The organism is Paracoccus sp. DMF (assembly GCF_004407025.1).
Taxonomy (GTDB): Bacteria; Pseudomonadota; Alphaproteobacteria; order Rhodobacterales; family Rhodobacteraceae; genus Paracoccus; species Paracoccus aminovorans_B.
The window spans coordinates 1-19,388 of the sequence record NZ_SOKV02000030.1 but is presented as its reverse complement, the minus strand read 5'-3'; the positions used below and the strand labels follow the sequence as shown (position 1 = coordinate 19,388).

Annotated in this window: 22 protein-coding genes and 1 tRNA gene; 15 read left to right on the top strand and 8 right to left on the bottom strand. The window is 68.7% G+C overall.

The window, feature by feature from the left end; all coding sequences use genetic code 11:
* Positions 1-14: 14 nt before the first annotated feature.
* Positions 15-161 (top strand): hypothetical protein, encoded by a 147-nt coding sequence (locus tag E3D03_RS14635; RefSeq protein WP_263567550.1) that lies wholly within the window; start codon positions 15-17, stop codon positions 159-161.
* A gap of 97 nt (positions 162-258) precedes the next feature.
* On the opposite strand, the gene E3D03_RS14630 is transcribed toward E3D03_RS14635, so the two are convergent.
* The 3 genes from E3D03_RS14630 to E3D03_RS14620 are packed head-to-tail and all read right to left on the bottom strand — an operon-like array spanning position 259 to position 2,554.
* Positions 259-936, bottom strand: coding sequence for a uracil-DNA glycosylase (locus E3D03_RS14630; RefSeq protein ID WP_263567549.1), 678 nt, complete (start codon positions 934-936; stop codon positions 259-261).
* Complete coding sequence (gene trpD, locus E3D03_RS14625; RefSeq protein ID WP_411969827.1) at positions 936-1,967, bottom strand: anthranilate phosphoribosyltransferase; 1,032 nt, start codon at positions 1,965-1,967, stop codon at positions 936-938. Before trpD ends, E3D03_RS14630 begins: the two co-directional genes overlap by 1 nt.
* The gene (locus E3D03_RS14620) at positions 1,964-2,554 is read right to left on the bottom strand and encodes an anthranilate synthase component II (RefSeq protein WP_263567548.1); all 591 of its coding nucleotides are present in this window, start codon (positions 2,552-2,554) and stop codon (positions 1,964-1,966) included. The genes trpD and E3D03_RS14620 overlap by 4 nt, the downstream gene beginning before the upstream one ends.
* A 170-nt stretch (positions 2,555-2,724) precedes the next feature.
* Here E3D03_RS14620 and E3D03_RS14615 point away from each other — a divergent pair, with 170 nt between their 5' ends.
* From E3D03_RS14615 to E3D03_RS14595, 5 genes are all read left to right on the top strand, one after another.
* Complete coding sequence (locus E3D03_RS14615) at positions 2,725-3,588, top strand: hypothetical protein (RefSeq protein WP_263567547.1); 864 nt, start codon at positions 2,725-2,727, stop codon at positions 3,586-3,588.
* 8 nt (positions 3,589-3,596) lie between these two features.
* Positions 3,597-4,772, top strand: coding sequence for an aminotransferase (locus E3D03_RS14610; RefSeq protein WP_263567546.1), 1,176 nt, complete (start codon positions 3,597-3,599; stop codon positions 4,770-4,772).
* 123 nt (positions 4,773-4,895) lie between these two features.
* On the top strand, positions 4,896-6,857 hold the full coding sequence (locus tag E3D03_RS14605) for a peptidylprolyl isomerase (protein WP_263567545.1): 1,962 nt from the start codon (positions 4,896-4,898) through the stop codon (positions 6,855-6,857).
* Positions 6,857-8,359 carry an anthranilate synthase component I gene (gene trpE, locus E3D03_RS14600; RefSeq protein ID WP_263567544.1) on the top strand — a complete coding sequence of 501 codons (1,503 nt, stop codon included), beginning with the start codon at positions 6,857-6,859 and terminating at the stop codon, positions 8,357-8,359. Before E3D03_RS14605 ends, trpE begins: the two co-directional genes overlap by 1 nt.
* A 102-nt stretch (positions 8,360-8,461) precedes the next feature.
* On the top strand, positions 8,462-8,893 hold the full coding sequence (locus E3D03_RS14595) for a DUF4440 domain-containing protein (protein WP_263567543.1): 432 nt from the start codon (positions 8,462-8,464) through the stop codon (positions 8,891-8,893).
* Between the two features lie 163 nt (positions 8,894-9,056).
* Here E3D03_RS14595 and E3D03_RS14590 read toward each other — a convergent pair whose 3' ends face one another.
* The 4 genes from E3D03_RS14590 to fabI are packed head-to-tail and all read right to left on the bottom strand — an operon-like array spanning position 9,057 to position 11,476.
* Positions 9,057-9,533 (bottom strand): DUF2127 domain-containing protein, encoded by a 477-nt coding sequence (locus E3D03_RS14590; RefSeq protein WP_263567542.1) that lies wholly within the window; start codon positions 9,531-9,533, stop codon positions 9,057-9,059.
* Positions 9,533-10,030, bottom strand: coding sequence for a xanthine phosphoribosyltransferase (gene gpt / locus E3D03_RS14585; protein WP_062561015.1), 498 nt, complete (start codon positions 10,028-10,030; stop codon positions 9,533-9,535). Before gpt ends, E3D03_RS14590 begins: the two co-directional genes overlap by 1 nt.
* A 9-nt stretch (positions 10,031-10,039) precedes the next feature.
* Positions 10,040-10,639 carry a LysE family translocator gene (locus E3D03_RS14580; protein WP_263567541.1) on the bottom strand — a complete coding sequence of 200 codons (600 nt, stop codon included), beginning with the start codon at positions 10,637-10,639 and terminating at the stop codon, positions 10,040-10,042.
* A gap of 9 nt (positions 10,640-10,648) precedes the next feature.
* The gene (gene fabI, locus E3D03_RS14575) at positions 10,649-11,476 is read right to left on the bottom strand and encodes an enoyl-ACP reductase FabI (RefSeq protein ID WP_263567540.1); all 828 of its coding nucleotides are present in this window, start codon (positions 11,474-11,476) and stop codon (positions 10,649-10,651) included.
* 83 nt (positions 11,477-11,559) lie between these two features.
* Between fabI and pdxH the strand changes: the two genes are divergently transcribed.
* From pdxH to E3D03_RS14550, 5 genes are all read left to right on the top strand, one after another.
* Complete coding sequence (gene pdxH / locus E3D03_RS14570) at positions 11,560-12,222, top strand: pyridoxamine 5'-phosphate oxidase (protein WP_263567539.1); 663 nt, start codon at positions 11,560-11,562, stop codon at positions 12,220-12,222.
* 126 nt (positions 12,223-12,348) lie between these two features.
* A complete protein-coding gene (locus E3D03_RS14565; protein WP_017999888.1) occupies positions 12,349-12,942 on the top strand; it encodes a cold-shock protein in 594 nt (197 codons plus the stop codon).
* A 116-nt stretch (positions 12,943-13,058) separates the two neighbouring features.
* Entirely contained in the window at positions 13,059-13,439 is a 381-nt protein-coding gene (locus E3D03_RS14560) for a DUF192 domain-containing protein (protein WP_318013744.1), read from the top strand.
* A gap of 58 nt (positions 13,440-13,497) precedes the next feature.
* Positions 13,498-13,574, top strand: a tRNA-Pro gene (locus E3D03_RS14555).
* Positions 13,575-13,748: 174 nt separating this feature from the next.
* The gene (locus E3D03_RS14550) at positions 13,749-13,949 is read left to right on the top strand and encodes a hypothetical protein (RefSeq protein ID WP_263567537.1); all 201 of its coding nucleotides are present in this window, start codon (positions 13,749-13,751) and stop codon (positions 13,947-13,949) included.
* A gap of 7 nt (positions 13,950-13,956) precedes the next feature.
* Here E3D03_RS14550 and E3D03_RS14545 read toward each other — a convergent pair whose 3' ends face one another.
* Positions 13,957-14,154, bottom strand: a complete 198-nt coding sequence (locus E3D03_RS14545) for a hypothetical protein (protein ID WP_263567536.1) — start codon at positions 14,152-14,154, stop codon at positions 13,957-13,959.
* 153 nt (positions 14,155-14,307) lie between these two features.
* Here E3D03_RS14545 and E3D03_RS14540 point away from each other — a divergent pair, with 153 nt between their 5' ends.
* From E3D03_RS14540 to E3D03_RS14525, 4 genes are all read left to right on the top strand, one after another.
* Complete coding sequence (locus tag E3D03_RS14540; protein ID WP_017999953.1) at positions 14,308-15,564, top strand: aspartate kinase; 1,257 nt, start codon at positions 14,308-14,310, stop codon at positions 15,562-15,564.
* Between the two features lie 43 nt (positions 15,565-15,607).
* Entirely contained in the window at positions 15,608-17,851 is a 2,244-nt protein-coding gene (gene ptsP, locus E3D03_RS14535; protein WP_263567535.1) for a phosphoenolpyruvate--protein phosphotransferase, read from the top strand.
* 415 nt (positions 17,852-18,266) lie between these two features.
* The gene (locus tag E3D03_RS14530) at positions 18,267-18,851 is read left to right on the top strand and encodes a hypothetical protein (RefSeq protein WP_263567534.1); all 585 of its coding nucleotides are present in this window, start codon (positions 18,267-18,269) and stop codon (positions 18,849-18,851) included.
* A 55-nt stretch (positions 18,852-18,906) separates the two neighbouring features.
* Positions 18,907-19,350 carry a hypothetical protein gene (locus E3D03_RS14525; RefSeq protein WP_263567533.1) on the top strand — a complete coding sequence of 148 codons (444 nt, stop codon included), beginning with the start codon at positions 18,907-18,909 and terminating at the stop codon, positions 19,348-19,350.
* Positions 19,351-19,388: the final 38 nt, after the last annotated feature.

Genomic DNA, 19,388 nt, shown 5'->3' with positions numbered 1-19,388 from the left:
AGTGGAGAAAAGTAATGAGTATCAAGGTGCAAGCCATCAAGGTCGCCATGCCGCTACTAAAGAAATATGGTTGGAAGATAGTTCCACACGGTAAGGTTGTTGGACACTTCATCATTCGCAATGCTGGCGGGTTCGTTCGCGGCACGTTCTTTAAGGGGTAAGTCATGCCGGCTATTGCAATTACAATGCTTCGACTGGCGGCTATGGCTTTGGCCACTGAGGTGGCAAATCAGTTTGCCAAAGCTGCGGTGAAGAAGGTCATGGCTCGTAACAAGTAAGCTCTGGTCGTTCAGAGCAGCCGGCCCAGTCGATCGGCGCCTCGCCACGCGCGCGCAGCCAGTCGTTCACCCGGCTGAACGGCCTGGACCCGAAGAAGCCGCGCCGCGCCGACAGCGGCGAGGGATGCGCGCTTTCGATCACCAGGTCGCAGCCGCGCGGCAGGCCCGCCACCGCCTTTTGTGCATGCGCGCCCCACAGCACGAAGGCCAGCGGCCGCTCGTCCTGCGCCCGGGCGATGGCCTGGCGCACCAGCCGCTCCCAGCCCCATTTCGCATGCGCGCCGGCCTGGCCGGGCAGCACCGAAAGCGCGGTGTTCAGCAGCAGCACCCCCTGCCGCGCCCAGCCCGACAGGTCGCCGTCGGGCGGCGCGGCGCCCAGGTCGGCCTGCATCTCGGCATGGATGTTCCGCAGCGACCGGGGCAGGGCGGTCTCGGGCGTCACCGAGAACGCCAGCCCGTTGGCATGGCCGGGCGTCGGATAGGGGTCCTGACCCAGGATCACCACCCGCGCCGCCCCGGGCGGCGTCAGCGCCAGCGCGGCAAAGACCCGGGCCGGGCCGGGCAGCCAGTCGTGACCGTCCAGCCGCGCGGCGATGCTCGGCCAGTCCTGGCGAAAGAACGGCAGGCCGGCCCATTCCGGCGGGACCAGCGCCGCCATCAGGCTTGCGGCTCGGGCGCGCCGACCTGCGAGGCCAGCGCGGCGAGCTTGGCCGCCGCCTTGCCGCTGTCGATGGCTTCGGCCGCGATCTCGGCCCCCTCGGGCAGCGAAGCCGCCTTGCCGGCGATCAGCAGCGCGGCGGCGGCATTCAGCAGCACCGCGTCGCGATAGGCCCCGGTCTCGCCCGCCAGCAGCGCGCGCAGCGCATTGGCGTTATGGACGGGGTCGCCGCCCAGGATCGCCTCGAACGGATGGCGCGGCAGGCCGGCATCCTCGGGGGCGATCTCGAATTCGGTGATCTCGCCATCCTTCAGCGCCGCCACCCAGCTCGGCGCGGCGATGGACAGCTCGTCGGTGCCGTCGCCGCCATGGATCAGCCAGGCGACCTCCGAGCCCAGCTCGCGCAGCGTCTCGGCCATGGGCCGGTTCCAGACCCGGTCGAAGGTGCCGGTCAGCTGCCGCTTGACCCCGCCCGGATTGGTCATCGGACCCAGCAGGTTGAAGATCGTCCGGGTGCCCAGCTCGGCCCGCGCCGGGCCGACATGGCGCATGGCGGGGTGATGCATCGGCGCCATCATGAAGCAGATCCCGGTCTCGGCCAGCGCGCGCTCGGCCACCTCGGGCGGCGTCATCACGTTCAGCCCCAGGTGGGTGATCGCATCGGCGCTGCCGGATTTCGACGACAGGTTGCGGTTGCCATGCTTGGCCACCGGCACGCCCGCGCCCGCGACCACGAAGGCCGTGGCGGTCGAGATGTTCAGCGTGCCCTTGCCGTCGCCGCCGGTGCCGACGATGTCGATGGCGCCCACGGGGGCCTTGATGCGGTTCATCCGCGCGCGCATGGCGCGGGTGGCGGCGGCCATTTCCTCGACCGTCTCGCCGCGCACGCGCAGCGCCATCAGCAGCCCGCCGATCTGCGCCGGAGTCGCCGCGCCCTCGAACAGCGCGCCGAAGGCGGCCTCGGCCTCGGCCCCGGTCAGCGGGCGGGTGGCGGCGATGCCGATCAGCGGGCGGATGTCGGTCACGCTCATGCCGCCGCGTCCAGGTTCGAGCAGCGGCGCAGGAAGTTGCGGATCATGTCGTGGCCGTATTCCGAGGCGATGCTTTCCGGGTGGAACTGCACGCCCTCGATGGGCAGCGTCCTGTGCACCAGCCCCATGATGGTGCCGTCCGCCGTGGTCGCGGTGACGCGCAGGCAGTCGGGCAGGCTTTCGGGTTCCACCGTCAGCGAATGATAGCGCGTCGCGGTCAGGGGCGAGGGCAGGCCGGCAAAGACCCCGGTGCCGTCATGGCTGACCGCGTCGGTCTTGCCGTGGACGATGCGGCTGGCGCGCACCACCTTGCCGCCGAAGGCCTCGCCGATGGCCTGGTGGCCCAGGCAGACGCCGAAAAGCGGCACGCCGCGCTCCGCCGCCGCCCGGATCAGCGGCACGATGATCCCGGCCTGCGCCGGATCGCAGGGCCCGGGCGAGATGACGATGCCCTGGGCGCCCATGTCCAGCGCCTCCTCGACCGTCAGCACGTCGTTGCGGCGCACCACCACATCCGCCCCGGCTTCGCCCATGTAATGCACCAGGTTCCAGGTAAAGCTGTCGTAATTGTCGATGAGCAGGATCATGGCGCGCGCCTTGGATTGGGCCTTGGATGGGGGCCTTGGGGATCGGGGCCTTGCAAAGGGGGATGAACCCCGCAAAATCTGCCGCTATAGATGGGCTAAAGCGCCTTGGGGGGTCAAGCCCGCCGGGCAAGAAAAACGGCGCGCGGGGCCAAGGGCGGGACGGTCGAGGCATGGCAAGGCGATTCGCGGCAGGGTTTGTTCACGGCATGCTGGTCTGCGGCGCCGCGCTGGCGGGGCTGTCGCTGGCGCTGCCGCAACCGCCGCGGCCGGGCGAGAACGCTGCGCCTGCCGCCGATATGCCCCTGGAGCCGGTCGCGGCCACCCCCACCGAGCCGGTTGCCGAGCCGCCGGCCGAACCGGCAGCGGTCGCGCCGGTGCCGGCCGAGCCGGTCGCGGACCTGCCCGCCGAGACGCCTGCGGTTGCGCTCGCGCCTGCCGGGCCGGTCTCGGCCGAGCCGATCGCGCCCGAAGCCCAGGCGCCCGGACCGGACGCCGTTGTTTCGGCCGCCCCGGCCTCCGCGCCCCCGGCCTCCGCGCCCGAGGCCGCCGAACCCGAGGCCGCCGTGGCCGAGACCCTGACGCTGCCCGCCGGCTCGGGCTTTGCCGCCGCGACCGACCAGCCGCCGCAACTGCCGGCGGCGCTCTCCGCGCAGGCGCCGCAACCGGCCCAGCCCGCCGCCGCGCCGCGCCCCTCGGCCGAGCCCGCGCCCGCCGGGACCGATGCCGCCGCCGCGCGCCCGCCGCCGCCCGAGGCCCCCGCCGCGCCCGAGATGGCGCTGCCCGCGCCCGATCCCATCGACCTGCCCGAACCGGCCGGCGAGGCGCCGATCCCGGTGCCGCCGCCCGGTAAGGTGGTGACGCCGGGGCTGGACCGCGCGCCCGAGCGCAGCCCCGCCGCCACCGCGCCGGCCACGCTTGCCGCCGCCGAAGCACCGGCCGAAACCCCAGCCGAAACCCCGGCCTCCCCGGCCCGGGACACCGCGCCCGATCTCTCGACGCCCCCCGATTTTGGCGCCCTGCGCCTCAACGACTAGAGCTTGCCATGCTGCCGCTGAACCCCGCGCTTGCCGCGACCTTTCGCCCTCCGGTGATGGAGGCGCGGCGCTGGCTCGAAGGCGTCAGCTTCCCGCCCGAGCGTCCGCTGATCAACGTGAGCCAGGCCGCCCCGGTCGATCCGCCGCCCGAGCCCCTGCGCCGCGCCATGGCCGAGGCGGCGCTGAACCAGCCCGACGCGCATCTCTACGGCCCGGTGCTGGGCCGGCCGGAGCTGCGCGAGGCGGTGGCCCGCGCCTGGTCGGCGGCCTATGGCGGCAGCATCCGCCCCGAAGAGGTCGCGATTACCCAGGGCTGCAACCAGGCCTTCTGCGCCGCGATCCAGACCCTCGCCGCGGCCGGGGACGAGGTCATCCTGCCGATGCCGTGGTATTTCAACCACAAGATGTGGCTCGACATGCAGGGCATCGCCACCGTCGGGTTGCGCTGCGGTCCGGGCATGGTCCCCGACCCGGCCGAGGCCGAACGCCTGGTCACCGCCCGCACCCGCGCCATCGTGCTGGTCAGCCCCAACAACCCCTCGGGCGCGGAATACCCGGCCGAGGTGCTGCGCGGCTTCATGGAGCTGGCGCGCGCCCGTGGCCTCGCGCTGGTCGTGGACGAGACCTACCGCGATTTCGACAGCCGCACCGGCGCGCCGCACGACCTGTTCGCCGATCCCGACTGGGGCGACACGCTGATCCATCTCTATAGCTTCTCCAAGGCCTATCGGCTGACCGGCCACCGCGTCGGCGCAGTGATCGCAAGCCCGGCCCGCATGGTCGAGATCGAGAAATTCCTCGACACCGTCGCCATCTGCGCCAGCCAGATCGGCCAGATCGGCGCCGCCTGGGGCATGGCGAACCTGGGCCCATGGCTCGCGGCCGAGCGCGCGGAAATCCTGCGCCGCCGCGCCGCCACCGCCTCGGGCATGGCCGGCCTTGCGGGCTGGCGGGTCAAGGGCTGCGGCGCCTATTTCGCCTGGGTCGAGCATCCGTTCGACCTGGCCTCGCCCGATCTTGCCCGCCGGCTGGTGGCCGAGGCCGGCGTGCTGGCGCTGCCCGGCACCATGTTCATGCCCCAGGGCGACGCCGAGGGCGCGCGCCACCTGCGCATCGCCTTCGCCAATGCCGACCTGGACGGGATCGCCGCGCTGATGGATCGGCTCGCGGGCTTCCGCCCCTGACGCACGGCTTGCGGCTTTGTGAGCCGGCGGCGCGGGCCGGGCCCGCCGCGGCCCTTGCCGCCGGGGCGCGCGCACCCTAAACACGCGGCTAGAGACAAGAATTCAGAACGGGACGGCATCATCATGCGCGGCAAGGGCAAATCCACGATCGTCTGGTTGCTGATGGGGATGCTGGTCCTGGGATTGGGCGGCTTCGGCGTCACCAATTTCTCGGGCGGCACGGCGGATATCGGCACGGTGGGCGATGTCTCGATCTCGTCGCAGGACTATGCCCGCACGCTGCGCGCCGAGATGCAGGACTTCTCGGCCCGCACCGGCCGCCAGGTCACCGGCGCCGAGGCCCGCACCATCGGCATCGACCAGGCGGCGTTGGCGCGGCTCTATACCGGTGCCGCTCTGGAAGACGAGGCGAACCGGCTGGGCGTCTCGGTCGGCGACAAGGCGGTGGCCGACCAGATCACCGCCTCGCAGGCCTTCCGCGGGATGAACGGCCAGTTCGACCGCAATGTCTATGCCGACGTGCTGAAGCGCGAGGGCATCCGCGAGGCCGAGTTCGAGCACGACCTGCGCATGGACCAGGCCCGGCTGATCCTGCAGCAGGCGGTGCTGGCCGGCGTCACCGCGCCCGAGGCGGTCACCGCCCGCTCGCAGGGCTGGCTGATGGAGACCCGCGACATCCACTGGCGCGAGCTGACCGCGGCCGACCTGGCCGCGCCCATCGCCACCCCCGACGACGCCACGCTGGAGGCCTGGCACAAGGCCAATGCCGACCGCTTCACCGCGCCCGAGATCCGCAAGATCACCTATGTCTGGCTGACCCCCGAGATGCTGGAAGGCGAGGTCGAGGTCGACGAGCAGGCGCTGCGCGACCTTTACGAGAGCCGCATCGACGAATTCCAGCGCCCCGAGCGCCGCATGGTCGAGCGGCTGGTCTTCCCGACCATGGCCGCCGCCGAGGAGGCCAAGGCCCGGATCGACAGGGGCGAGACCAGCATCGAGGCGCTGGCCGCCGAGCGCGGGCTGTCGCTCAATGACATCGACCTGGGCGAGGTGACCCAGGCCGAGCTGGGCGCCGCCGGCGAGGCGGTCTTTGCGCTGGAGCAGCCGGGCGTCGCCGGGCCGGCGAGCTCGGACCTGGGCCCGGCGCTGTTTTCCATGAACGCCATCCTCGAGCCGGTGGACGTGCCCTTCGAACAGGCCCGCGCCGATCTGCGCATCGAGGCGGCGGTCGACCGCGCCCGCCGGGTGATCGAGGACAAGGCCGGCGAATTCTCGGACCTGCTGGCCGGCGGCGCCACGCTGGAGGATCTGGCCAAGGAGACCGAGATGAAGCTGGGCCAGATCGACTGGAGTGCCGACGCCGAGGCCGCGCCCGACAGCATCGACGCCTATCCCGAATTCCGCCAGCACGCGGCACAGGCGACCGAGAAGGACTTCCCGGAACTGCTGACCTTCGACGACGGCGGCGTCTTCGCCATGCGGCTGGATGCCATCCAGCCCCCGGCGCTGATCCCCTTTGCCGAGGTGCGTGACCGCGTGGCCGAGGACTGGACCCGCAACGAAACCCGCCGCCAGCTGCTGGCGCTGGCCGAGGAACGCAAGCTCGCGGCCGAGGCGGCCGTCGCGCCCGGCATCGAGCCGGCCCCGACGGCGGCGACCGTGCCGGTCGCCCAGGCCGTCGGCGCCGCGGTCGGCAATACCGCGACCACGCCGCCAGCCGCCCCGCCGGAAGCCGCCGCCCCGCCGGCGGCGGATCGCGGCACGCCGGAGACCAACCTGGCGCGCGGCGGCTTCATCAACGGCGTGCCGCAGGACGTCGTCGCCCAGGCCTTCCAGATCAAGGAGCCGGGCGACGCCGAGGTGGTCGATGCCGACGGCCGGGTCTTCCTGGTCACGCTGGACAAGATCCACCCCGCCGCCACCGAGGGCGACGAGGCCAGCCAGATCCGCGACGGCATCAGCGCCCGGCTGGTCGACAGCCTGCACCAGGACGTGTTCGACTATTTCGCCCGCGCCCTGCAGGCGCAAAGCGGCACCACCATCAACCAGACCGCCGTCGATGCGGTGAATGCGCAGGTCCAGTGATGGACATCTCGCCCGATTTCGCGGCATTCGAGCAGGGCTGGGCCCAGGGCCGCAACCAGCTGCTGACCATCCGCCTGGCCGCCGACCTCGACACGCCGGTCAGCCTGATGCTGAAGCTGGCCGAGGCGGCGCCGAATTCCTTCATGCTGGAATCCGTCACCGGCGGCGAGATCCGCGGCCGCTATTCCTTTGTCGGCATGAAGCCGGACCTGATCTGGGAATGCCGCGACGGCCGCGCCCGCATCAACCGCCAGGCCCGATATTCCGAGGAATTCGTGGCCGAGGACCGCCCGGCGCTGGACAGCCTGCGTGCCCTGATCGCCGAGACCCGCATCGACATGCCCGAGGGCGTGCCGGCCGGGGCGGCGGGGCTGTTCGGCTATCTCGGCTATGACATGATCCGGCTGGTCGAGCGGCTGCCCGACGTGAACCCCGACCCGCTGGGCCTGCCCGACGCGATGATGCTGCGCCCCTCGGTCGTCGCCGTGCTCGACGGCGTCAAGGGCGAGGTGGCCCTTTGCGCCCCCGCCTGGCACGACACGGGCATCCCGGTCCGCGCCGCCTATGCCCAGGCGGCCGAGCGGTTGATGGAGGCGCTGCGCGCGCTGGACCGCCAGCCGAGCGAGCCGCGCGCCCTGGGCCACGACCTGAAGATCGGCGCGTTGCGCAGCAATTTCAGCAAGCCGGCCTATCTCGCGGCGGTGGAAAAGGCCAAGGACTATATCCGCGCCGGCGACATCTTCCAGGTCGTCCCCAGCCAGCGCTGGTCGATGGATTTCCCGCTGCCGCCCTTTGCGCTCTATCGCAGCTTGCGCCGCACCAACCCCTCGCCCTTCATGTTCTTCTTGAACTTCGGCGGCTTCCAGATCTGCGGCGCCTCGCCCGAGATCCTGGTGCGCCTGCGCGAGGGCCAGGTCACCGTCCGCCCCATCGCCGGCACCCGTCCGCGCGGCGCGACCCCGGCCGAGGACGACGCGCTGGAAGCCGACCTGCTCGCCGACCAGAAGGAACTGGCCGAGCACCTGATGCTTCTGGACCTGGGCCGCAACGACGTCGGCCGTGTCGCCAGGATGGGCACCGTCACCCCGACCGAGCAGTTCATCGTCGAGCGCTATTCGCATGTCATGCACATCGTCTCGAACGTGGTGGGCGAATTGCGCGAGGGCGAGGATGCGCTGTCGGCGCTGCTGGCGGGGATGCCGGCCGGCACCGTCTCGGGCGCGCCCAAGGTCCGGGCGATGGAGATCATCGACGAACTGGAGCCGGAAAAGCGCGGCGTCTATGCCGGCGGCGTCGGCTATTTCGCCGCGAATGGCGAGATGGATATGTGCATCGCCTTGCGCACCGGGGTGATCAAGGACGGCCAGCTCTATATCCAGGCCGGCGGCGGCGTGGTCTATGACAGCGACCCCGAGGCCGAATTCATGGAAACGGTGAACAAGAGCCGCGCCCTGCGCCGGGCGGCGGAGGAGGCGGCGCGCTTCGTGCGCGGGAACGGGTAGGGGCGTCCGCCGACCCTTCCGGGGCTGCGCCGGGTGACATTGTTCGACGCAGCGCCAGGCGCCATATTCCCCGGAAAGATCGTGCCATAGCTGAGCGGGGCCATGGAAGCGGAAGTGCGCAAGCTGTTCCAGCGATACGAACGCTTTTTCAGGCGTTCCCTCGCCGGCGATTTCGACAAGGCACAGGTCGCGGAACTCTATGCCTCCGAATTCATCGCGGCCACCCCGGCCGGCGTCATGGCCGGAAAGAATGGCGAGTCGCTGATCCAGGCCATGGTGCAAGGCTATGACCACAATCGCAGGATCGGCATGCGGGACATGCGGATCCGCGGCCTGCGCCTTTCGCCGATAGACGATCTGCATTGCGTCGCGCACGTTGCCTGGACGGCGACCTATGCCCGCGACGACCTGCCCGAGACGGCGATAGATTTCGATGTCCACTACCTTGTTCAAGTGCGGGACGGCGATGCCAAGGTCTTCGGCTGGGTGTCCGGCGATGAGAACGCGCTGCTGAAACAGCACGGCGTCATCTAGCCCCCGCGTCGCGCGCCGGCAGGCCCCGACGGTGCACGCGCGGTGTACGCGCGGTGTACGCTCCGTGCATGCCGGTCACAGCGGAATCCCCAGCAAATGCTGGGGTTTCCGGGTTGCGTCCCGCCACGCGGCTGCGTGCGTTGCACGCAGCCGCTCGGCAACCTCAGCCGGTCTTGCCGCGCCACTCGCGCCAGGTCAGTCCGATCACCACCGCGTCCAGGGCCGAAAGCGCCAGCAGGGCGGGTGCCTGCGTATGCGTCCAGCGGTGCATCTGCATGGCGATGAAGCCGGCGAAGACCGCGATCCCCAGCGGATAGGCGAAGGCCACCCGCCGCATCAGCAAAGCCACGATCACCAGCTTGATCGCGCCATGGCCGAGCAGGTAGAGCGCATAGAAATGCTGGCTCGCCGCCGAGAACTCGGCCAGCGCCGCCGCCACGCGGCCATAGACCGGGCTGCGGTGGCCCTCGATCAGCTCGTTGCGGGTCAGCCATGCGGTGAAATCGGCAAGGCGCCGGTGCGGCAGCCACCACAGACCGGCGCCGGCCATGATCTCGAACAGCGCGAAGACGGCCTTCAGCAGCAGGGTCGACTCGAACAGCCAATGCAGCGGTCCGCGCTTCCCCTTGATATGCTTCATCAATCCTCGCCGCGATACGGCTGGACATATTGCAACGCCATGTCCCAGGGAAAGAAGATCCAGGTGTCCTGGCTGACCTCGGTGACATAGGTCTGCACCATCGGCCGGCCCTTGGGCTTGGCATAGACGGTGGCGAAATGCGCCTTGGGGTAAAGCATGCGCACATGCTCCAGCGTGCGGCCGGAATCGACCAGGTCGTCGATGACCAGGATGCCCTCGCCGTCCTGCATCACCGCCGGGTCGGGTTCCTTCAGCACCTTGATCTCGCCGCGGTCCTGGCCGCCCTTGCCGTGATAGGACTTGACCGAGACCGTGTCGATGACGCGGATGTCGAGCTCGCGCGCCACGATCATCGCCGGCACCAGCCCGCCGCGGGTGATGGCCAGGATCGCCCGCCATTCGCGGTCTTCCAGGCGCCAGGCAAGCGCGCGGGAATCGCGATGGATCTGGTCCCAGCTGATGTGGAATCCGCGTTCATGGGGCAGGCGATCGTTCATGCTGGTTCCTTAGTGGTTGAAGATCAACAACAAACCCAGCAAGGCCATGGCAATGCTGGCGGCCCGGTCGATCCAGGATTTCGCGGCAAAATAGCGCGCCCGCATGGGTGCTGTCGACATCAGAACCGCGACCAGCGCATACCAGCTGAGTTCGGTCGCCAGGCACAGCGCATAGACCAGCCCCTGGCGCGCGGGCGCCATCGGCTCGGGAAAGACCGACAGGATCAGCGCGGCATAGAACAGCGCCGGCTTCGGGTTGGAAAGATTCAGCGCGATGCCGCCGAAAAAGCCGCGCGCGCCGCCGGCGGCCGGCGGCAGCGGCCGGGTCGAGGCGCGCCACAGGCCCCAGGCGAACCACAGCAGGTAAAGTCCGCCGAAGACCTTCATCCCGGCGAACCAGCCCGGATGCAGCCGGAACACCACGGCAAGGCCCAAAAGCGCGGCGATGCACCACAGCGACGCGCCGAACGCCAGCCCCAGCGCATAGGGCAGGGCACGCTCGCGGCCATGGGCAAAGGCGGTCTGCACCGTGGCGATGATCGCCGGCCCCGGCGTCAGGATCGCCAGCGACAGCGCCGAGAAAAGCGCGATGACCTGCTCGACGCTCATCGCCGGGGATCAGTCCTTTTTCGTGGTGGCGATGTCGGGGGCGTCGACGGCCTTCATGCCCACGATGTGATAGCCCGAATCGACGTGATGCGTCTCGCCGGTCACGCCCGAGCTCAGGTCCGACAGCAGGTACAGCGCCGATTTGCCGACCTCGTCCTGGCTGACGTTGCGGCGCAGGGGCGAGTTCAGCTCGTTCCATTTCAGGATATAGCGGAAATCGCCGATGCCGCTGGCCGCCAGCGTCTTGATCGGCCCGGCCGAGATGGCGTTGACGCGGATGCCGTCCTTGCCGAAATCCTCGGCCAGGTAGCGCACCGAGGCCTCCAGCGCCGCCTTGGCCACGCCCATGACGTTGTAATGCGGCATGACGCGCTCGGCCCCGTAATAGGTCAGGGTCAGCATGGACCCGCCCGGCTGCATCATCGCGGCCGCGCGGCGGGCGACGGCGGTGAAGGAATAGACCGAAATGTCCATGGTCATCAGGAAGTTGTCGCGCGTGGTATCGGCATAGCGGCCGCGCAGCTGCTCCTTGTCCGAGAAGCCGATGGCATGGACGATGAAGTCGATGCTGTCCCAGCGTTCGCGGATCGCGGCGAAAAGCGAGTCGATGGACGCCTCGTCCGAGACGTCGCATTCCGCCAGCAGGTCCGAGCCGAGCTGCGCGGCCAGCGGCTCGACCCGGCGCTTCAGCGCCTCGCCCTGATAGGAAAAGGCCAGCTCGGCCCCCTGGTCGGCCAGCGCCTTGGCGATGCCCCAGGCGATCGACTTGTCGTTCGCCAGCCCCATGATCAGGCCGCGACGCCCTTTCATCAGCCCGTTCCCGGCTTCACTTGACATGATGCTGCCCCTCGCGCTTCTTCGGTTTTCAGCAGGATTAGGACAACTGCAGGGAGGCATCAAGTGTCGGTGATTGCGCTGCCATGAGCGACCGAAGCGGAATTTTCGCGGGCGACGACCCGTTTGCCATCGCCAGGGCCTGGCTGGCCGAGGCCGAGAAGGTCGAGCCGAACGACCCCAATGCCATCGCGCTGGCGACGGTGGACGCCGCCGGCCTGCCCGACGTGCGCATGGTGCTGCTGAAGGAGATCGAGGGCGCGGGCACCGACGGCGCCTTCGTCTTCTACACCAATTTCGAAAGCGCCAAGGCGGTCGAGATCGAGGCGACCGGCACAGCGGCCTTCGTCATGCACTGGAAATCGCTGCGCCGGCAGCTGCGGGTGCGCGGCCCCGTCAGCCGGGTCGAGCCGGAACTGGCCGATGCCTATTACGATTCGCGCGCGCTGCAATCGCGCATCGGCGCCTGGGCCTCGCGCCAGAGCCGGCCGCTGGAGAGCCGCGGCACGCTGATGGCCGAGGTGGCGCGGATGGGAATCAACCTTGGATTGAAACCGCGCCGTCCCGAGCATTGGGGCGGCTATCGCATCCGGCCGGTGCAGATCGAGTTCTGGGCAGATGGCGCCTTTCGCCTGCACGACCGCTTTCGCTGGCTGCGCGCGGATTATGCCCGCGAAAACAATGCCGTGAAGGCGGCTCCGCAAGAGGTCGTGGAAAGTTTCTGGCACGTCGACCGTCTTAGCCCTTGATGCGCAGTCGGGTTTTATCCATGGTATGGAAAACCTGACCAATCCGGGCACACCTTGGTTCACTTGCCGAAGGCCGTGCGTCGGAGTTTCGGGTCATTGCGGTTTTCACACGGGTGACGAAGAGAGATGGAAGAAAACGACGAACAACAGCGTAAGATTGCGGGCGTCGTGAAGTGGTTTGACGGCGGCAAGGGCTTCGGTTTCCTGACCGATCCCGAGGGCGGCGCCGATATCCTGCTGCATGCCAATGTGCTGCGGAATTTCGGTCAGAGCTCGGTCGCCGAAGGGTCTCAGGTCACCGCGATCATTCAGAAGACGCCGCGCGGCATGCAGGCGCTGGAGGTGCTGGAGATCCGGCCGCCGGCCGCCGAGCCGATGCCGGCCATCGCCGACCTGTGCTCGGCCACGCCCGAGGAGGTCGCGCTGCTGCCGCTGCTGCCGGCGCGGGTGAAATGGTTCGACAAGGCCAAGGGCTTCGGCTTCGCCAATGTCTTCGCCGACAAGGCCGATGTGTTCCTGCATATCGAGGTGCTGCGGCATTCCGGCTTTTCCGACCTGGCGGTGGGCGAGGCGATCGCGCTGCGCGTGGTCGACGGCCGGCGCGGCCTGATGGCGGCGCAGATCCTGTCTTGGGAAAGGGCGGTGGCCGAAGCCCGCCTGGTGCAACCGGGGGGGGGGGCCGCGCTCGCTAAATTGCGGCTGGTCGCGGGCGCGGTATGACGTTGCGGGCCAGTCTGGCCGTCGCGACGCTCCTTCTGACAAATTCCAGTCCTCTTGCCGCCCAGGCGGCGACCTGTCTTGCCGATCAGGCCCTGTTCCAGGGCAGGGCGTCCACCGTGAGCGTTCCGGTCGAGATCGCCGATACGGCCGAAGAACGTGCGCGCGGGCTGATGTTCCGCCGCGACCTGCCGGCGGGGCAGGGCATGCTGTTCATCTATGAATCGCCGCAACCCGTCAGCTTCTGGATGCGCAACACCCTGATTCTACTGGACATGGTCTTTATCGACGCCCGCGGCGCGGTGCGGCATGTCCATGCCATGGCCCGGCCGCTGGACGAGACCGCGATCCCCGGCGCCGCGCCGGGCGATCCGGCGCCCGAGCGGCTGATGGTGCTGGAACTGCCCGGGGGCGACGCCGCCCGGCTGGGCATCGTGCCGGGCATGGTGCTGGCGCATCCGCGCCTGCCGCAGGCCACGGCCCTGGCGCCTTGCGACTGAGCCGCGCGGTTTTTCGCTTTCCCCCCGCGCGGCCAGCCGCTAGTAACAGCCGCAGGTTCGGGGCGTAGCGCAGCCTGGTAGCGCGACGGTTTTGGGTACCGTAGGCCGGAGGTTCGAATCCTCTCGCCCCGACCATCCCGCGAAGGCCCGCGCGCCTTGCCGCGCCGGCGGTTTCCCGCCTCGTTCTTGCCCAAAAAGCCAGCGTGACTTTCCCGCACCAGGTGCGATTCATGTTCCATGTGCCGCGATTTGTTTTCGAAGCGTCACCTTTCTCTGCTCGAAGGTATTTGATGAGTCAGTGAGGTTGCCATGAACGCCTGGTGGAGCGTTTCCGTCTGCATCAACCGCAGCCTGGGCGGAAAGCCATCCGAGCCTTTGTGCTCGCGGGTCTATCGTCAGCCGCCGTCGCGGTGGCGCAGCATCTTCATGATGCTGATGGACCGGGCTTTCGCCGAGAGCGCGCATTGCGAGACCATCCACAGCCGCTGGCGCGATCTCAGCGGCACCTGAGCGGGCGTCAGCCGCGCCCGGCCAACGCGCGCTCGAGCGCCTCGAGCGCGGCGATGGTCGCCTCGTAGCTGTCGCCGGCGCGCGGGCAGCGGCTGCGGCGGCTGCGGTAGAAGGCCAGCCAGCGCGGCAGTTCCTCCAGCGGATAGGTGGCGGACCAGACCTTGCCAGTCAGGGTGAAGGTGGAATCGTCATGCGTCGCTTTCATGCCCGCCTTTTGCGGCCGCGCCGCGCCGGCATCAAGGCGCCGCCCGGCCCCGGCAAAATAATGCGGGCGAAACGCTCGGAAATCGCTGCCGCCCCTTGTTCTTTCCCCGGCCCGCCCATAGAACCCGCCCCGGAAACTGCTGGGGGGCAAGGAATGCCGCTTCTGGTGATGAAATTCGGCGGCACCTCGGTGGCCGACCTGGACCGCATCAAGAATGCCGCGCTGAAGGTTCAACGCGAGGTCGCGCGCGGCTATGACGTGATCGTCATCGTCAGCGCCATGTCGGGCAAGACCAACGAGCTGGTCGGCTGGGTCGAGGCGACCTCGCCGCTGTTCGACGCGCGCGAATACGACGCCGTGGTCGCCTCGGGCGAGAACGTGACCGCCGGGCTGATGGCGCTGACCCTGCAGGAAATGGGCGTGCCGGCGCGCAGCTGGCAGGGCTGGCAGGTGCCGATCAACACCACCTCGCAGCACAGCTCGGCCCGCTTCGTGGACATTCCGCGCCACAACATCGACCAGAAATTCGTCGAGGGCATGAAGGTCGCCGTGGTCGCGGGCTTCCAGGGCCTGTCGCCCGAGGGCCGCATCACCACGCTGGGCCGCGGCGGCTCGGACACCACCGCCGTCGCCTTCGCCGCCGCCTTCGGCGCCGAGCGCTGCGACATCTATACCGATGTGGACGGGGTCTATACCACCGACCCGCGCATCACCTCGAAGGCGCGCAAGCTTGACAAGATCGCCTTCGAGGAAATGCTGGAACTGGCCAGCCTGGGCGCCAAGGTCCTGCAGACCCGCTCGGTCGAGCTGGCGATGCGTTACAAGGTCCGCCTGCGGGTTCTGAGCTCGTTCGAGGATACGGATGAGACCAGCGGCACCCTGGTCTGCGATGAGGATGAAATCATGGAATCGAAAGTCGTCAGCGGCGTCGCCTATTCCCGCGAGGAGGCCAAGATCACCCTGGTCACCGTCGAGGACCGCCCGGGCATCTCGGCCGCGATCTTCGCGCCCCTGGCCGAGGCCGGCGTGAACGTCGACATGATCGTGCAGAACATCTCGGAAAAGGACTATGAGGATCACCCGGGTTCGGTGACCGACATGACCTTCTCCTGCCCGGTGAACCAGGTCGCCCGCGCCCGCAAGGCGATGGAAGAGGCCAAGGCCGCCGGCCATATCGCCTATGACGACCTGGTGGTCGATACCGAGGTCGCCAAGGTCTCGGTCGTGGGCATCGGCATGCGCAGCCATGCCGGGGTGGCCGCGCGCATGTTCAAGGCACTGGCCGATGAAAACATCAACATCAAGGTGATCTCCACCAGCGAGATCAAGATTTCGGTGCTGATCGACCGCAAATATATGGAACTGGCCGTGCAGGCGCTGCATGATGCCTTCGAGCTGGAACGGGCCTGATCCCCAGGCCCCAGACCGGGCCCCAGCCTGAAGCGGGAGGATTATGGCCGAACGCAAGGAAAGCGAATCGCGTCGGCTGCTGTTGCGGCTGCGCGAGACCCTGGCCGCTCCGGGGAGCGGTCAGCATCGTCTCGACCAGATCACCCACCACATCGCCGATTCGATGGGAACCCAGGTCTGTTCGATCTACCTGTTCCGCGATCCCGACACGCTGGAGCTTTGCGCGACCGAGGGGCTGAAGCCGGAATCGGTCCACAAGACCCGGCTGCGGCTGGGCGAGGGGCTGGTCGGCCGCGTCGCCCGCACGGGCCGGTATGTGAACACCGCGAATGCCCCCGGCGAGCCCGGATTCCGCTACATGCCCGAGACCGGCGAGGAGGTCTATCCCAGCTTCCTGGGCGTGCCGATCCAGCGCGTCGGCGAAAAGCTGGGCGTGCTGGTCGTGCAGTCGCGCGAGGCGCGCCAGTTCTCCGAGGACGAGATCTATGGCCTGGAGGTGGTCGCCATGGTGCTGGCCGAGATGGCCGAGCTGGGCGCCTTCCTCGGCTCGCAATCCGACAGCATGCCGCCGGCGCATCGCTTCCCGGTCATGCTGCGCGGCGGCACCGGCCAGGAGGGCTGCGCCGAGGGCCGGGTCTGGCTGCACGAGCCGCGCGTGGTGGTGACCAACCCGGTCGCCGACGATCCGCTGAAGGAAAAGGCCCGGCTGACCGAGGCCGTCGCCATGCTGCGCACCAAGGTCGATTCCATGCTGGCCGAAACCGACATGGCCAAGGGCGACAGCGCCGAGGTCATGGAAACCTATCGCATGTTCGCCCATTCCCGCAGCTGGTTGCGGCGGATGGAGGAAAGCATCGACGCCGGGCTTTCCGCCGAGGCGGCGGTGGAAAAGGAACAGAGCCAGGCCCGGTCGCGGCTGGAAAGCGCCGCCGACCCCTATCTGCGCGACCGGCTGCACGACCTCGACGACCTGTCGAACCGGCTTCTGCGCATCCTGACCGGGCAGGGCCGCGACACCGGCGCCGAGATGCCCGAGAACCCGATCCTGGTCGCCCGCAACATCGGTCCGGCCGAGCTGCTGGAATACGGCCGCCGGCTGAAGGGCGTGGTGCTGGAAGAGGGCTCGGTCGGCAGCCATGCCGCCATCGTCGCCCGCGCCCTGGCGATCCCCCTGGTCATCCACGCCGAGCGCATCATCGCCGAGGCGCTGAACGGCGATCCGATCCTGGTCGACGGCGACATGGGTACCGTGCACCTGCGCCCCGAGGAATCGGTCGCCAAGGCCTTCCGCGACAAGATGGCCATGCAAGCCGAGGCGCAGAGCCGCTATGCCGGCCTGCGCGACCTGCCGGCGACCGATCTGGCCGGGACCACGGTGCAGCTCTACATGAATGCCGGGCTGATGGCCGACCTGCCGAGCCTGGAAAGCTCGGGCGCTGAGGGCGTGGGCCTGTTCCGCACCGAATTGCAGTTCCTGACCCGGACCCGGGTGCCGCGCCGGGGCGAGCTGGCGCAGCTTTATGCCCATGTGCTCGACAGCGCCCATGGCAAGCCGGTGATGTTCCGCACCCTCGACATCGGCTCGGACAAGGTGCTGCCCTATATGAAGCCGCAGGACGAGCCGAACCCGGCCATGGGCTGGCGGGCGATTCGCGTCGGCCTGGACAAGCGCGGCGTCCTGCGGATGCAGCTGCAGGCGCTGATCCGCGCCGCCGTCGGCCGGCCGCTTTACGTGATGTTCCCCTTCGTCACCGAGATGGGCGAGTTCGAAGAGGCGCACCGGCTCTTGATGGAGCAGATCGCCCGCGAGCAGCGGCTGGGCCATGCCATGCCGACCGACGTGCGCGTCGGCGCCATGCTGGAGACGCCCTCGCTGGCCTTCGCGCCGAAGAAGTTCTTCCAGATGTGCGATTTCATCTCGGTGGGCGGCAACGACCTGAAGCAGTTCTTCTTTGCCGCCGACCGCGAGAACGAACGCGTGCGCCGGCGCTACGACACGCTGAACACCTCGTTCATCACGCTGCTGGACCAGATCGTGCAGCGCTGCGACGAGGCGCGGGTGCCGGTGTCGTTCTGCGGCGAGGATGCCGGCCGCCCGATCGAGGCGGTGACCTTCGCGGCGCTGGGTTTCCGGCGGCTGTCGATGCGCCCGGCCTCGGTCGGGCCGGTCAAGCACCTGATCCGGCGGGTGAACCTTTCTGACCTGCGCCGGGTAATCGACGACGCCCGCGATCTGGGCGAGACCAACCTGCGCCGCTGCATCACCGAATGGCTGGCCCGGCATTAGCGCCGCATTCTGCGCCGCAACACCGGAACCCGAGGCCGCCGCAAGGCTTTCGGTGGCAGGCCCCCAAAAGAGTGTGCTCGCCCGAGGGCGCAATGATGTCGTCCTCTTCACCTCAACCTTCGACTGGTTCGGATACCGCGTGGACTGGATCAATTGGGCGACGTGGATGAGGGGGATGACGCCGGCGAACTTCGTGGATCCGCCGCTCCGGCGGCAATGACGGTGACGCCGGCCCACTGTTCGACGATCGACAGACGCTGTTGCAGCGCGGTCTCTCGGGCGCGACGTTGGAGGTTCCGACTTTCGCGTTGCGCGGCCTGGCCGATGCGGTCAGTTTCATCATGCGCCAGCACGGGCTGACCGGAAAGGTTTCGCCCAAGATCGTGCGCGTGCTGCTGACTGCCTCGGCGTGCCGGTGCACGGCTCCTATCGCGCCGAGATCAAGGTCAGCGCGGGCTCGCGCGACGCGACCCACGTCGCGCGGCACGAGATCATCCACGCCTTGCGCGATCCCGCGTTGTGGGGCCGGCGCCATGGCCTGTTCACCGCCGAGGAATTACAGGCCCTGGCCCGGGCGGCCCGGGGTAACCCGGTTCTGCGCAAGGCGGTCGAGCGCGCCTATCCTGATCTGTCCACCCCCGGGCCGACCGAGGAAATGGTCGCCGAGATGTATGCAGATTGGGCCAAGGCCCGGGACGCGAGCCCGACCGGCCCGCTGCGCGCCGCGCTGGAGCGCATCGCGTCGTTCTTCCGCGCCATGGCTGCGGCGCTGCGCGGCGAAGGGTTTGCCGACGCGGCCCAGGTCATGGAACGCATTGCCGCCGGCGAGATCGGCCGTCGCGGGCCGGATGGGCCGGGTCGGAACGGCGACGGTGATCCCGTGTATCAGCGCGGCGATTTCATCAAGGCCCCGGATGGCAGTTTTACCTTCGGCGAGATCGCCGGAAATCGCCAAAAAAATCGGCCGACAAGCTGGTGTGATCCGTCTGCGTCGGGGTGATGAGAACCAAGGGCTTGTCCACATTGAGGCTCGGCGCAGCGAGGACATCAAGAGGATGGGATTCCCCAGTGTCGAGGACTTCGTTCAGACTGTCGCCCACGACTTCACCGCAGTCTATGGCCGGGCTGGGCGCGCCTTGGATCTCGTTCTGGATGCAGGAACGCGCGGCCTGCTAATCGTTCAGCTTGAGCCCGATCCATCGGGCGACTTCTACGACATCCGCACCGCGACACCCATCAGGCCTGGGCAATATCAGAGGAAAGCGCCGCTCTGGGAGAAAGCCGGGCCCAGCACCTCGCCTGCCGAAGCAAGCCCCCTTGATCCCAAGGGCCAAAGCGACACCAATAATATAGGGGATCTGGATGGATCTGGCAACAATGGTGCAAAGCATCAGCGCGACCTGTCCGCGCTGAAAGACCAGCTTTCCCGCTCCGGTGCCCGGGCCAAGGGCATGATCGGCAACCTGCACTGGAAGAAGGCCCGGAGGGGATGGGCCTGACGTCGAACCTTCTTTTGTGGATGCCGCTCGGTTTGCAA

Bases quoted from the DNA above. Each gene is read 5' to 3' on its own strand.
- E3D03_RS14635 (WP_263567550.1), top strand. From the start codon at position 15: ATGAGTATCAAGGTGCAAGCCATCAAGGTCGCCATGCCGCTACTAAAG.
- E3D03_RS14630 (WP_263567549.1), bottom strand. From the start codon at position 936: ATGGCGGCGCTGGTCCCGCCGGAATGGGCCGGCCTGCCGTTCTTTCGC.
- trpD (WP_411969827.1), bottom strand. From the start codon at position 1,967: ATGAGCGTGACCGACATCCGCCCGCTGATCGGCATCGCCGCCACCCGC.
- E3D03_RS14620 (WP_263567548.1), bottom strand. From the start codon at position 2,554: ATGATCCTGCTCATCGACAATTACGACAGCTTTACCTGGAACCTGGTG.
- E3D03_RS14615 (WP_263567547.1), top strand. From the start codon at position 2,725: ATGGCAAGGCGATTCGCGGCAGGGTTTGTTCACGGCATGCTGGTCTGC.
- E3D03_RS14610 (WP_263567546.1), top strand. From the start codon at position 3,597: ATGCTGCCGCTGAACCCCGCGCTTGCCGCGACCTTTCGCCCTCCGGTG.
- E3D03_RS14605 (WP_263567545.1), top strand. From the start codon at position 4,896: ATGCGCGGCAAGGGCAAATCCACGATCGTCTGGTTGCTGATGGGGATG.
- trpE (WP_263567544.1), top strand. From the start codon at position 6,857: ATGGACATCTCGCCCGATTTCGCGGCATTCGAGCAGGGCTGGGCCCAG.
- E3D03_RS14595 (WP_263567543.1), top strand. From the start codon at position 8,462: ATGGAAGCGGAAGTGCGCAAGCTGTTCCAGCGATACGAACGCTTTTTC.
- E3D03_RS14590 (WP_263567542.1), bottom strand. From the start codon at position 9,533: ATGAAGCATATCAAGGGGAAGCGCGGACCGCTGCATTGGCTGTTCGAG.
- gpt (WP_062561015.1), bottom strand. From the start codon at position 10,030: ATGAACGATCGCCTGCCCCATGAACGCGGATTCCACATCAGCTGGGAC.
- E3D03_RS14580 (WP_263567541.1), bottom strand. From the start codon at position 10,639: ATGAGCGTCGAGCAGGTCATCGCGCTTTTCTCGGCGCTGTCGCTGGCG.
- fabI (WP_263567540.1), bottom strand. From the start codon at position 11,476: ATGTCAAGTGAAGCCGGGAACGGGCTGATGAAAGGGCGTCGCGGCCTG.
- pdxH (WP_263567539.1), top strand. From the start codon at position 11,560: ATGAGCGACCGAAGCGGAATTTTCGCGGGCGACGACCCGTTTGCCATC.
- E3D03_RS14565 (WP_017999888.1), top strand. From the start codon at position 12,349: ATGGAAGAAAACGACGAACAACAGCGTAAGATTGCGGGCGTCGTGAAG.
- E3D03_RS14550 (WP_263567537.1), top strand. From the start codon at position 13,749: ATGAACGCCTGGTGGAGCGTTTCCGTCTGCATCAACCGCAGCCTGGGC.
- E3D03_RS14545 (WP_263567536.1), bottom strand. From the start codon at position 14,154: ATGAAAGCGACGCATGACGATTCCACCTTCACCCTGACTGGCAAGGTC.
- E3D03_RS14540 (WP_017999953.1), top strand. From the start codon at position 14,308: ATGCCGCTTCTGGTGATGAAATTCGGCGGCACCTCGGTGGCCGACCTG.
- ptsP (WP_263567535.1), top strand. From the start codon at position 15,608: ATGGCCGAACGCAAGGAAAGCGAATCGCGTCGGCTGCTGTTGCGGCTG.
- E3D03_RS14525 (WP_263567533.1), top strand. From the start codon at position 18,907: ATGGGATTCCCCAGTGTCGAGGACTTCGTTCAGACTGTCGCCCACGAC.